This window comes from Rhodoferax sp. (assembly GCF_025354435.1).
Taxonomy (GTDB): domain Bacteria; phylum Pseudomonadota; class Gammaproteobacteria; order Burkholderiales; family Burkholderiaceae_C; genus Rhodoferax_B.
Map to the genome: position 1 here is coordinate 24,187 of NZ_JANXMU010000031.1, position 11,663 is coordinate 35,849.

The 11,663-nt window shown below is 65.5% G+C and carries 11 protein-coding genes and 1 pseudogene; all 12 read left to right on the forward strand.

Annotation, left to right across the window (positions count from 1 at the left end):
- Positions 1–20 precede the first annotated feature (20 nt).
- The 12 genes and pseudogenes from Q0T48_RS07645 (at position 21) to Q0T48_RS07700 (ending at position 11,603) form a co-directional block, all read left to right on the forward strand.
- Positions 21–1,410 (forward strand): annotated as a pseudogene (locus Q0T48_RS07645) (AtzE family amidohydrolase).
- A 9-nt stretch (positions 1,411–1,419) separates the two neighbouring features.
- Positions 1,420–1,797: an oxalurate catabolism protein HpxZ gene (gene hpxZ / locus Q0T48_RS07650; protein ID WP_295954644.1), complete on the forward strand. Its 378-nt coding sequence runs from the start codon at positions 1,420–1,422 to the stop codon at positions 1,795–1,797.
- 16 nt (positions 1,798–1,813) lie between these two features.
- A complete protein-coding gene (locus tag Q0T48_RS07655; protein WP_295954647.1) occupies positions 1,814–2,956 on the forward strand; it encodes a ring-opening amidohydrolase in 1,143 nt (380 codons plus the stop codon).
- A 132-nt stretch (positions 2,957–3,088) separates the two neighbouring features.
- On the forward strand, positions 3,089–4,201 hold the full coding sequence (locus Q0T48_RS07660; protein WP_295954650.1) for a BMP family ABC transporter substrate-binding protein: 1,113 nt from the start codon (positions 3,089–3,091) through the stop codon (positions 4,199–4,201).
- Between the two features lie 9 nt (positions 4,202–4,210).
- Positions 4,211–5,257, forward strand: coding sequence for an ABC transporter permease (locus Q0T48_RS07665; RefSeq protein WP_295954652.1), 1,047 nt, complete (start codon positions 4,211–4,213; stop codon positions 5,255–5,257).
- A complete protein-coding gene (locus Q0T48_RS07670; RefSeq protein ID WP_295954655.1) occupies positions 5,254–6,174 on the forward strand; it encodes an ABC transporter permease in 921 nt (306 codons plus the stop codon). Before Q0T48_RS07665 ends, Q0T48_RS07670 begins: the two co-directional genes overlap by 4 nt.
- Before the next feature lie 9 nt (positions 6,175–6,183).
- Positions 6,184–7,218: a formamidase gene (locus Q0T48_RS07675; protein WP_295954657.1), complete on the forward strand. Its 1,035-nt coding sequence runs from the start codon at positions 6,184–6,186 to the stop codon at positions 7,216–7,218.
- Entirely contained in the window at positions 7,215–7,916 is a 702-nt protein-coding gene (locus tag Q0T48_RS07680) for an isochorismatase family cysteine hydrolase (protein ID WP_295954659.1), read from the forward strand. The genes Q0T48_RS07675 and Q0T48_RS07680 overlap by 4 nt, the downstream gene beginning before the upstream one ends.
- 13 nt (positions 7,917–7,929) lie before the next feature.
- Positions 7,930–9,543 (forward strand): ABC transporter ATP-binding protein, encoded by a 1,614-nt coding sequence (locus tag Q0T48_RS07685; protein ID WP_295954661.1) that lies wholly within the window; start codon positions 7,930–7,932, stop codon positions 9,541–9,543.
- Positions 9,540–10,214: a cysteine hydrolase gene (locus tag Q0T48_RS07690; RefSeq protein ID WP_295954664.1), complete on the forward strand. Its 675-nt coding sequence runs from the start codon at positions 9,540–9,542 to the stop codon at positions 10,212–10,214. Before Q0T48_RS07685 ends, Q0T48_RS07690 begins: the two co-directional genes overlap by 4 nt.
- Before the next feature lie 34 nt (positions 10,215–10,248).
- Positions 10,249–10,992 (forward strand): GntR family transcriptional regulator, encoded by a 744-nt coding sequence (locus Q0T48_RS07695; RefSeq protein ID WP_295954665.1) that lies wholly within the window; start codon positions 10,249–10,251, stop codon positions 10,990–10,992.
- Between the two features lie 59 nt (positions 10,993–11,051).
- Positions 11,052–11,603, forward strand: a complete 552-nt coding sequence (locus Q0T48_RS07700; protein ID WP_295954668.1) for a restriction endonuclease — start codon at positions 11,052–11,054, stop codon at positions 11,601–11,603.
- Positions 11,604–11,663: the final 60 nt, after the last annotated feature.

Genomic DNA, 11,663 nt, shown 5'->3' on the forward strand with positions numbered 1-11,663 from the left:
GGCTGCAGGACGCATCCCGCATGGCCCGCGCCGTCACGGCCCGCGAAGTGACGGCCACGCAACTGGTGCAGGCCTGCCTGGATCGCATCGCCGCCACCGACGGCCGCGTCAACGCCTTCACTGACGTGGTGCAGGCCCGTGCCCTGCAGCGTGCGGCGCAGATCGACGCGGGCCTGGCCGATGGCAGCCAGGCCGCACTACCCTTGCTGGGCGTGCCTTTCGCCGCCAAAAACCTGTTCGACATCGCCGGGCTGCGCACGCTGGCGGGCTCCAAGATCGAGCGCGACAGCCCGCCCGCCACGGCCGACGGCCTGCTGGTACAGCGCATGGAAGCCGCAGGGGCCATCTTGGTCGGCGCGCTGAACATGGACGAATACGCCTACGGCTTCACCACCGAGAACACCCACGAGGGTGCCTGCCACAACCCGCACGACCTGGCCCGCACGGCGGGAGGCTCCTCGGGGTGGCTCGGGTGCGGCGGTGGCGGCGGGGCAGGTGCCGCTGGCGCTGGGCTCGGACACCAATGGCTCCATCCGCGTGCCCTCGTCGCTGTGCGGCGTGTTCGGCCTCAAACCCACGTTTGGGCGCTTGCCGCGTACCGGCAGTTTCCCGTTTGTCACCAGCCTGGACCACCTGGGGCCGTTTGCCCGCAGCGTGGGCGATCTGGCCCTGGCCTATGACGCGATGCAGGGTTATGAGGAAAATAGCCCATTCGTGGATGCAGGCTGTGCACAACGTGCTATCGAAAATGTAGTGACCGAGCTGCACCTGGGCATTGCCGGTTTGCGCATCGGCATGCTGGGCGGCTACTTCTTTGATAACGCCTTGCCCGCAGCCCGGGCCGCCGTGGCCACCGTGGCACAGGCGCTGGGTGCCATCGACACGGTGGAGTTACCCTGGGTCGAGGCGGGCCGCGCTGCTGCGTTTTTGATCACCAATTCCGAAGGCGCGGCCTTGCACCTAGACAACTTGCGCAGCCGCCCGCAAGACTTTGAACCCCTGTCGCGCGACCGCTTTCTGGCTGGTGCCTTGATCCCTGCCGCCTGGGTAGCCCGCGCCCAGCGGGTGCGCCGACGCTACGCCCAAGCCGCCGCCCAGGTGTTTGAAAAATACGACCTGCTGCTCACCCCCGCCACGCCCTGTGCCGCCACGCTCTTAGGAACCGAGCGGTTGGATCTGAACGGCCGCGACCTGCCGCTGCGCCCCAACATCGGCGTGCTGACCCAGCCCATCTCCTGCATCGGCCTGCCGGTGTGCGCCGTGCCGGTGTGGGGTATGGACCCGCAATTGCCGCATTTGCCCATCGGCGTACAGGTGATTGCCGCACCCTGGCGCGAAGACCTGGTGCTGCGCGCCGCCGCCGTGCTCGAGGCAGCAGGTGTCTGCCGTGCGCCCGTTGCAAATCTTTGAAGGACGCCCATGGACTACCCCATCAACCTGCCCGAAGTCCTGGCCGAAGTGCAGGCCGTTTTCAACCGCTACGAAGATGCCCTGGTGCACAACCGCGTCGAGGTGCTGGACGAGCTGTTTTGGAACAGCCCGCACACCTTGCGTTACGGCGCCACCGAGAACCTCTACGGTTTCGATGCCATCCAGGCCTTCCGCGCAGGCCGTCCGGCCCAGGGTTTGCAGCGCCAGTTGCTGAAAACCGTGCTCACTACCTACGGACAGGACTTTGCGACGGCCAATGTCGAGTTCCGGCGCGAAGGCAGTGCCACCACCGGCCGCCAAAGCCAGACCTGGCTGCGCACGGTACAGGGCTGGCGGGTGGTGGCCGCGCATGTGAGCTTGCTGTGACGCGCCGGGTACGCCGATGAGCGCGCAAGTGCAATACATCGATGTGCACCGGGTGCTGTGCAGCGGCCCTGGCGACCTGGGGGGCGTGCAGGCCTTGGTCGACAGCGGTGCGCTACGCCCGGCCGATATCGTAGCGGTGATGGGCAAGACCGAAGGCAATGGCTGCGTCAACGATTTCACGCGTGACTTTGCGGTCACCCGCTGGTGCGATTTTCTCAGTCCGCACCTTGGGTGTTCGCCCAGCGAAGTAGGGCAGCGGGTGGCACTGGTGATGTCGGGCGGCACCGAAGGGGTGCTGTCGCCCCATTTCACGGTGTTTTCGCGCCGCTGGGTGACCGCCGAGCCGCAAAAGCTTGGCAAGCGCCTGGTGGTGGGCGTGGCGCATACCCGCGACTTTTTACCTGAAGAGATAGGCCGTAGCGCCCAGATTGAGTGCACGGCCGTGGCCGTGCGGGAAGCCATGCACGACGCAAGTATCGCCGATGCCGCCGACGTGCATTTTGTGCAGATCAAGTGCCCGTTGCTGACCTCCACCAAAGTGCATGCCGCGCTGCAACGCGGCGCTAGGCCGGTGACGCACGACAGCTACGAGTCCATGGCCTATTCCCGTGGGGCCTCTGCACTGGGTGTGGCGCTGGCCCTGGGCGAAATACCGCCTCCTGTGGATGCGGCGGCGCTGCTGTCGGACTGGTCGCTGTATTCGGCACGGGCCTCTGCGTCGGCGGGCATCGAGCTGGAAGCCAATGTGGTGATCGTGCTGGGCGAAGCCGAGGGGGCGGCATCGCCGTACCGTATCGCCCATACCGTGATGCGCGACGCGGTGGATGCGGCCAGCGTACGCCGGATGCTACACGCGGCCCTGGAGCTGGGCGGCGATGGTGTATCGGTGCTGCCCGGTCTGGTCAACCTGCTGGCCAAAGCTGAAGCCAGCCCCGATGGCCAGGTGCGTGGGGCGCGGCACACCATGCTGAACGACTCTGACATCAATGCCACACGCCACGCACGGGCTGCCGTGGGCGCGGTGCTGGCCTCGGTGGTGGGCGATACCGCCCTGTATGTGTCTGGCGGGGCCGAGCACCAGGGCCCGGCCGGTGGCGGGCCGGTCGCGGCCATTGTGCGGGTGGGCCCGCTGGGCGATGCCGGGCTGCCCGCACTGTGAATGCCATGGATGCCCAATTTATTCAGCAGCAGGCACACATTTTGCATCCATTCTTGTATCCAAGAAAGATTCCGTTTTACGCACCGTTTTGATCCAGCCTCCCTTTTCACACTTCCCCCCGAAAGGACTGCCATGACCACCTTCAACCGCCGCGACTCCCTGAAAACCATCGCCGCTCTGGGCGCTGCCAGCACGCTGGGTGGCCTGGGCAACCTGGCCCGGGCACAGACACCGCTGACCATCGGCGTGATCTACGTCGGCCCGCGTGACGACTACGGCTACAACCAGTCGCAGGCGGCGGCGGCGGCCGAGGCCAAGAAAATGCCCGGCATCAAGGTGGTGGAGGAAGAGAACGTGCCCGAAACCTCGGCCGTGCAGAAAACCATGACCGGCATGATTGCCCAAGACGGTGCCAAGCTGCTGTTTCCTACCTCGTACGGTTACTTTGACCCGCACATCCTGGCGCTGGCGCCCAAGTACCCCGATGTGCGCTTTTCGCACTGCGGCGGTATGTGGACCGAGGGCAAGCACCCTAAGAACGTGGGCAGCTTCTTTGGCTACATCGACGAATGCCAGTTCTTGAACGGTGTCATCGCTTGCCACATGAGCAAGAGCGGCAAGATCGCCTTCGTGGCGGCCAAGCCGATTCCGCAGGTACTGCGCAATATCAACGCCTTCACCCTGGGCGCGCGCTCGGTCAAGCCCGGCATTACCTGCAGCGTGATTTTCACCGGCGACTGGTCCATGGCCGTCAAGGAAGCCGAGGCCACTAACAGCCTGGCCGACCAGGGCTGCGACGTGTTCACCATGCACGTGGACGGCCCCAAGGTGATTGTGGAAACCGCTGCCAAGCGCGGCAAGATGGTGTGCGGCTACCACGCCAGCCAGGCCAAGCTGGCCCCCAACGCCTACCTCACCGGTGCCGAGTGGAACTGGTTCACCGCCTACAAAACCGCCATCGACGCGGCCCAGTCGGGCAAGCCGCACCCCAACTTCCTGCGCGGCGGCCTGAAAGACGGCTACGTGAAAACCTCGCCCTACGGTGCCATGGTGACCGATGCCGCCAAGAAGCAGGCCGACGGCATCAAGGCCCAGATGGTGGGCGACAAGTTCGACATCTTCAAAGGCCCGCTGAAGGACAACAAGGGCAAAGAGGTCATCGCCGCAGGCAAGGTCTTGAAGCAGACCGACCCGGTGCTGGAAAGCATGAACTACCTGGTCGAAGGCGTACAAGGCAGTTTCTAAGCCACCGCCATGAAAGACATCTTGCTGCCGACATCGGCCATTGCGCTGGCACTGCTGCTGTTCGGCGCGTTCGTCTGGTTTGCTGGGGTCAGCCCGTTGGACATGTGGTTGACCCTGTTCAAGGGCGCGTTCGGCGACTGGTTTTCGTGGCAAAACACGCTGCAGCGCTCGGCACCGCTGATGCTGACGGCCCTATGCGTGGCGCTGCCGGCGCGCGCCGGGCTAGTCATCATCGGCGGGGAGGGCGCTTTGGTGCTGGGCGGGTTGGCCGCTGCCGCCGCAGGCACCTTGCTGCCCCTACCCGCCAATCTGCTGGGCACCGCGCTGGTGTGCGCTGCGGGCGCGCTGGCCGGGGCGCTGTGGATCATGCTGGCGGGCTGGCTGCGACAGGCGCGCGGCATCAACGAGACCATCAGTAGCCTGCTGCTGGCCTACATCGCCATCGGCATCTTCAAGCACCTGGTGGAAGGCCTGCTGCGCGATCCGGCCAGCCTGAATAAGCCCGCCACCCATTCCCTGCCCGAGGGCATGCTGATTACTGGCATTGCGGGTTCGGACGTGCACTGGGGGCTGGTGCTGGGCGTGCTGGCCTGCGTCGCCCTGGGGCTGTGGCTGCGCTGGACGGTATCGGGCTTCTCGATCCGCGTGGTGGGCGGCAACCCGCTCGCAGCGCAACTGGTGGGCCTGCCCGCTACGCAACTGATTCTGACCGCCTGCGCCCTGGGCGGTGCCGGTGCCGGGCTGGCCGGTGCTGTGGAGGTAGCGGCGGTGCACACCAATGCCAATGCTTCGCTGATCTCGGGCTACGGCTACGCGGGCATTTTGGTGTCCTTCATCGCCCGGCACAACCCGGTGGCCATCGTGCCGGTCGCCATTTTGTTCGGTGGCTTTGGTGCTGCAGGCAGCCTGCTGCAGCGCCGCCTGGGCCTGCCGGACGCGTCGGTGATGGTGTTGCAAGGCATTGCCTTTGTGCTGATCCTGGCCAGCGAAGCGCTGCGCGACGTGGACTGGAAAACGGTGTTTGCCAAGATGCGTAAACCGGTGGAGGTGGCATGACTGCAGACCAATGGGTAGCGCTTTTCGCCGGAATTATTGGCGGGGCCTTGCGGGTGGGCACGCCGTTCCTGTTCGTGAGTCTGGGCGAATGCCTCACCGAAAAGTCCGGCCGCATCAACCTCGGGCTGGAAGGCGTGCTGGTGCTGTCGGCCATGACGGCCTTTGGCGGGGCCTACCTGACCGGCTCGCCCTGGCTGGGCGTGCTGGCCGGGGCCATGGCGGGGGCGCTGCTGGCCACCTTGCACGGCGTGCTGTGCTCGCTGCCACGGGTCAACGACGTGGCCACAGGCATTGCGCTGATGCTGCTGGGCACGGGGCTGGCCTTCTACCTGGGCAAGCCCTTGATCCAGCCGCAGGCACCGCAGATTCCGGCCATCGCGCTGGGTGGCTGGAGTGACTCCACCGTGGTGCAGGCGGCCTTGCAAATCAACGCACTGCTGCCCATCGGCATCGCCTTGGCCGTGGCATTGTGGTGGGCGTTTGCGCGCACCCGCTGGGGCCTGCTGGTGCGGCTGGCGGGCGACTCGGCCAATGCCACGCGGGCGCTGGGCTATTCCGTATCCGGCATCCGCATCGCGGCCACGGCGGCGGGCGGCTTCATGGCGGGCCTGGGCGGTGCGTCGCTCACTTTGTTCTACCCCGGTAGCTGGAACGAAGGCATCTCCAGCGGCCAGGGCCTGATCGCCGTGGCGCTGGTGATCTTCGCGCGCTGGAGCCCGCTGCGCTGCGTAGGCGCGGCCCTGCTGTTCGGCGGTGCCGGGGCGATTGGCCCGGCCATGCAGTCGGTGGGCATTGGCTGGGGCTACCACCTGTTCAACACCGTGCCCTATGTGCTGACCCTGGTGATTCTGGTGCTGACCTGCAAGCCCGGCAGCGTGGCCGTGGGCAGCCCGGGCGAACTGTCCTCTACACGCTAGGAGAATGCCGTGAGCGGTTTTGGTGGCTTGAATAAATCAAAAAATGGCGTGGTCATTGGCTTGGTGCAGTTGCAACTGCCGGTGGTCACCACCCCGGTCGAGCTGGCCGCGCAAACCCGGCACATCTGTGACTTGGTGGCCAAGGCGCGCCGCAACCAGGGCAGCATGGACCTGGTGGTGTTCCCCGAGTACGCGCTGCATGGCCTGAGCATGGACACCAACCCCGCCATCATGTGTTCGCTGGACGGGCCCGAGGTGGCCGCCTTCAAAAAAGCCTGTGTGGACAACCGCATCTGGGGCTGCTTCTCCATCATGGAGCAGCACCCAGGCGGTAATCCGTACAACAGCGGCCTCATCATCGACGATACCGGCCGCATCCGGCTGTACTACCGCAAGCTGCACCCCTGGGTGCCGGTAGAGCCTTGGGAGCCTGGCAACCTGGGCATACCAGTGTGCGACGGACCCAACGGCAGCCGCCTGGCCCTCATCATTTGCCACGACGGCATGTTCCCCGAAATGGCGCGCGAGGCGGCGTACAAGGGGGCTGACATCATCCTGCGTACGGCGGGCTACACCGCACCCATCCGCCATGCCTGGAAGATCACCAACCAGGCCAACGCCTTCTGCAACCTGGCCTACACCGCCAGTGTCTGCATGTGTGGCAGCGACGGCACTTTCGACTCCATGGGCGAGGGCATGTTCTGCCACTTCGACGGCACGGTGATGGTGCAGGGCAGTGGCCGCCCCGATGAAATCATCACCGCCGAACTGCGGCCCGACCTAGTGCGCGAGGCCCGCAGTGGCTGGGGCGTAGAAAACAATATGTACCAGCTCTACCACCGCGGCTACGTGGCCGTCAAAGGTGGGGCGCAGGACTTTCCCTACACCTACATGCAGGACATGGCGACCGGCCAGTACAAGCTGCCCTGGGAGGTGGCGGTCACCGATGGCACACCTTGCGGCTTCGATGCGCCCACGCGGGCCTACAAGGGCCCGGAAGCCAATCCTTACCCCAGCCCTTCCACCACCCGGTTGGCAGAATGACCATGCAAACCTCCCCCCGCTTCGTCCAGGCCAACCCCTACGCCTGGCCCTACAACGGCGCGCTGCGGCCCCACAACACGGCCCTCATCGTCATCGACATGCAGACCGACTTTTGCGGGGTCGGCGGGTACGTGGACGTGATGGGCTACGACATCGGCCTGACCCGCGCACCCATCGCCCCAATCGCCGCCGTGCTGGCCCGGCTGCGGCCCTTGGGCTTTCACATCATCCATACCCGCGAAGGGCACCGGCCCGACCTGGCCGACCTGCCCGCCAACAAGCGCTGGCGCTCGCGCCAGATTGGCGCGGACGGTGTCGGCATCGGCGACCCCGGCCCCTGCGGGCGCATCCTGGTGCGCGGTGAACCCGGCTGGGAGATCATCCCCGAGCTGGCCCCGCTGCCCGGCGAGGTGGTGATCGACAAGCCCGGCAAGGGCTCGTTCTACGCCACCGACCTGGACATGGTGCTGCGCCTGCGCGGCGTGCAGAACCTGATTTTCGCGGGCATTACCACCGACGTATGCGTGCACACCACCATGCGCGATGCCAACGACCGGGGCTACGAGTGCCTGCTGCTGTCCGACTGCACCGCCGCCACCGACCCGGCCAACCACCAGGCGGCGCTGAACATGGTGACCATGCAGGGCGGCGTGTTCGGTGCGCACGCCACGTCCGCCGCGCTGCTGGCCGTTGTCTAACCCAAGGAACTCCATGGCCTCCGACACCACTCCCATTGGCGCGCTTCCGGCGGGCACCGGCGCGCTGACGCTGGACACCTATTTGCTGACCAAACGCTTCGGCAGCTTCACCGCCATGGACAGCGTGACGATGCGCGTCGAACCTGGCTCGGTGCACGCCCTGCTAGGTGAAAACGGTGCGGGCAAAAGCACTCTGGTGAAATGCGTGGCGGGCTTCCAGCGCGCGGAAGAGGGCAGCATCCTGATCGACGGGCGCGAGCAGGACATTGCCAACCCCATCGTGGCGCGCAGCCTGGGCATCGGTATGGTCTACCAGCACTTCACCCTGGCACCGGGCATGACGGTGGCCGAGAACCTGCTGCTGGCCGGTGGCACCCTGCCCGCGGTGATCGACTGGACCGCCAAGCGCGCCGAGCTCAAAGCCTTTTTGGCCACTACGCCCTTCAGCCTGGACCTGGATGCCCGCCCCGCCGAGCTGGCGGCAGGCGAGAAGCAAAAGCTGGAACTGCTGAAACAGCTCTACCTGAAGCCCCGCCTTTTGATCCTGGACGAGCCCACCTCGGTGCTCACCCCGCAAGAGGCCGACGAGGTGCTGGGCCATGTGCGCGCCTTCGCCCAAAGCGGCCAGTGCAGCGTGCTCATCATTACCCACAAGTTCCGCGAGGTGCTGGCCTATGCCGATGGTGTGACGGTGCTGCGCCGCGGCAAGGCGGTGCACCACGACCGGGTGGCTGGGGCTGCGCCGCAGGAACTCACGCGCACCCTGGCCCAGGCCATGATGGGTGAAAGTTCTGAGTCAAATAGTGCTCTGGCGCAGGATATGCCTACACGACGTGCTACACAAAGTGCAGCAAATGAAGGTCCTGTCGCTCTGCAGGTGGACGACCTGAAAGCCCAGGGCGACCGCGGCACCCTGGCCTTGCACGGTCTGAGTCTACAGGTGCGCAAGGGCGAGATCCTGGGCGTGGCCGGTGTCTCGGGTAATGGCCAGCGCGAGCTGGTGGAGGCGCTGGTGGGCCAGCGCGCGCGCCTGAGCGGCCGGGTGCAGGTAATGGGCGAGCCCTATGCCGCCCGCCGCGCCGACAACCGCCGCCTCAAGGTGCGCAGCCTGCCCGAAGAACCCTTGCGCAATGCCTGCGTGGGAGATTTGTCGGTGGCCGAAAACATGGCGCTGCGCGACTTCGACCAGGCACCGCTGAACGTGGGCGGCCTGCTGCGCTTTTCCACCTGGCGCAGCCGGGCGCGTGAATGGATCCAGGAATATGGCGTAAAGACGCAGGGCGAGGGCGCGCCCATCCGCAGCCTGTCGGGCGGCAACGTGCAGCGCGCCGTGCTGGCCCGCGAGCTGGCGGGCGAGATCAATGTGCTGATTGCGGCCAACCCGGTGTTCGGCCTGGACTTTGCCGCCGTGGCCGAAATCCACAGCCGCATCCTGGGTGTGCGCGACCGTGGCGGCGCAGTGCTGCTGATCAGCGAAGACCTGGACGAACTGCTGGAGCTGGCCGACCGCATCGTGGTCATGAGCGAAGGCCGCATTGTGTTTGAAACCCCTGCCGCCACCGCCGAGCGCCACATCCTAGGTGCCCACATGGGTGGTGGCCACGACGACCACAAGGAGGCTGCATGAACATCCCCGCCCTGCCGTTCGACTACCCGCTGGACCTGCCCCACGCCGCCCTGGTCATCATCGACATGCAGCGCGACTTCATCGAGCCCGGCGGCTTTGGCGCCACCCTGGGCAACAACGTGGCCCTGCTGGAGGCGATCGTGCCCGCCTGCCAGGCCATGCTGGCGGCCTGGCGCACGGCAGGAGGCCTGGTGGTGCACACCCGCGAGGCGCACCGGCCCGACCTGTCCGACTGCCCCCCGGCCAAGCGGAACCGGGGTAACCCGGCGCTGCGCATTGGCGACCTGGGCGCGATGGGCGCGATGGGCCGCATTCTGGTAGCGGGGGAGCCGGGCAACCAGATCATCCAGGCGCTGGCCCCGGTGGCGGGCGAGATCGTCATCAACAAACCCGGCAAGGGCGCGTTTTACGCCACCGGCCTGCACGAGATGCTGCAACAGCGCGGTATCCAGCAGCTGCTGTTCATGGGTGTGACCACCGAAGTCTGCGTGCAGACCAGCATGCGCGAGGCCAACGACCGTGGCTATGACGGCCCGCTGCTGGAAGACTGCACCGAGAGCTACTTCCCCCAGTTCAAGGCCGCCACCTTGGAGATGGTGCGCGCGCAGGGCGGCATCGTCGGCTGGACGGCGCCCAGCACCGCGGTCGTACGGGCATTGGCCGCCCTGTGAAAGCCGGTGTGCTGCAACTGCTAAAGTTTGCCCCGTGCAATCTTTGACTCCCACCCCCACCCCCCCTGCAGAACCCACCGCATACCGCTCGCGCGCCGACGAGGTCTATGCCCAGCTCAAGCGCGACGTGGGTGAATTCACCCTGGTCCCCGGCGACCGCTTTACCGAAAACGAGATCAGCGAACGCCTGGGCGTGTCGCGCACTCCCGTGCGGCAGGCGCTGATCCGGCTGCAGCAAGAGGGCTATGTGGAGGTGCTGTTTCGCAGCGGCTGGCGGGTGCTGCCGTTCAACTTCGAGCAGTTTGAGCAGCTCTACGACCTGCGCATGGTGCTGGAAACCACCGCCGCCCACCGCCTGTGCGAAGGCGGCGCGGGGGCAGGGGCAGCGCACATCCAGATCGACCACGCGCTGCTGGAGGAACTGGTGGCCATCTGGCTGGTGCCGGTGGCCCAGCGCAGCACCGACGGCATCGCCGTGGCCCGCTGGGACGAAGAATTCCACTGCGCCCTGGTGCGCGCCGCAGGCAACACCGAGATGGCCCGTGTGCACAGCGATGTGACTGAGCGCATCCGCATCATCCGGCGGCTCGATTTCACCAAGCAGGCGCGCATCACCGCCACGTATGAGGAGCACGCCAAGATCCTCAAGGCCATCCGCAGCCACCGCGGCGACCAGGCCGCCATGCTGCTGCGCGCCCACATCCAGAGCAGCCAGGCCGAGGTGCGCAAGATCACCTTGCACCAGGTGCATGTGGCCAGGCAGGCGGCGGCGGGCTAGATTTAGTATGTAAACAAGGCACTAGCCAGCAAACGAAAAATAAAGATAAAAGGTCAGACTTGCATAGCATTCCACTTGAACTTGCATCTCCTCGTAACGAGGCTGACTTCGAACGTATGTGCGCCCATGTCTATGGGGTCGTTTTCAATGACCGCACGCCCAAAATAAATGGTCGTAGGGGGCAAGCTCAAGGGGGTATCGACGTTTTCGTCAAGGACTCCGCGATCGGTCGGGTCGGGATTCAGTGTAAGAAGTACACCACCAAGCCAGTTACTTGGCAGAACGTGCTGGACGAGGTTGAGAAAGCCGACAAGTTTTCTACGCCCATCAAGAAAATGATACTGGCAACCACCGCACCGAATGATGCGGTGCTACTGAAGCAAGTTCAGGAGCTTTCGGACCGGCGAGAGGCGGCTGGGTGCTTTCCAGTGGAAATTGAGTTCTGGGACGACATATGCCTGCGGATAGAGCAGTATCCCGTATTGCAGGACAGCTATGCTCCTTCTGCACCAGGTGCCGCCTATCATCGGCAAGATGAACCGCCCCGTGTTTTGAGGAGGCTCAAATCTCTGAGAGGATTGAGCCATGAAGTCGAACAAGTTTTCCCCTGAGGTGCGTAAGCGCGCAGTGCGCATGGTGCAGGAGCACCGAGGCGAGTACCCGTCACTGTG

Bases quoted from the DNA above. Each gene is read 5' to 3' on its own strand.
- Q0T48_RS07685 (WP_295954661.1), top strand. From the start codon at position 7,930: ATGGCCTCCGACACCACTCCCATTGGCGCGCTTCCGGCGGGCACCGGC.
- Q0T48_RS07690 (WP_295954664.1), top strand. From the start codon at position 9,540: ATGAACATCCCCGCCCTGCCGTTCGACTACCCGCTGGACCTGCCCCAC.
- Q0T48_RS07665 (WP_295954652.1), top strand. From the start codon at position 4,211: ATGAAAGACATCTTGCTGCCGACATCGGCCATTGCGCTGGCACTGCTG.
- Q0T48_RS07655 (WP_295954647.1), top strand. From the start codon at position 1,814: ATGAGCGCGCAAGTGCAATACATCGATGTGCACCGGGTGCTGTGCAGC.
- Q0T48_RS07680 (WP_295954659.1), top strand. From the start codon at position 7,215: ATGACCATGCAAACCTCCCCCCGCTTCGTCCAGGCCAACCCCTACGCC.
- hpxZ (WP_295954644.1), top strand. From the start codon at position 1,420: ATGGACTACCCCATCAACCTGCCCGAAGTCCTGGCCGAAGTGCAGGCC.
- Q0T48_RS07670 (WP_295954655.1), top strand. From the start codon at position 5,254: ATGACTGCAGACCAATGGGTAGCGCTTTTCGCCGGAATTATTGGCGGG.
- Q0T48_RS07660 (WP_295954650.1), top strand. From the start codon at position 3,089: ATGACCACCTTCAACCGCCGCGACTCCCTGAAAACCATCGCCGCTCTG.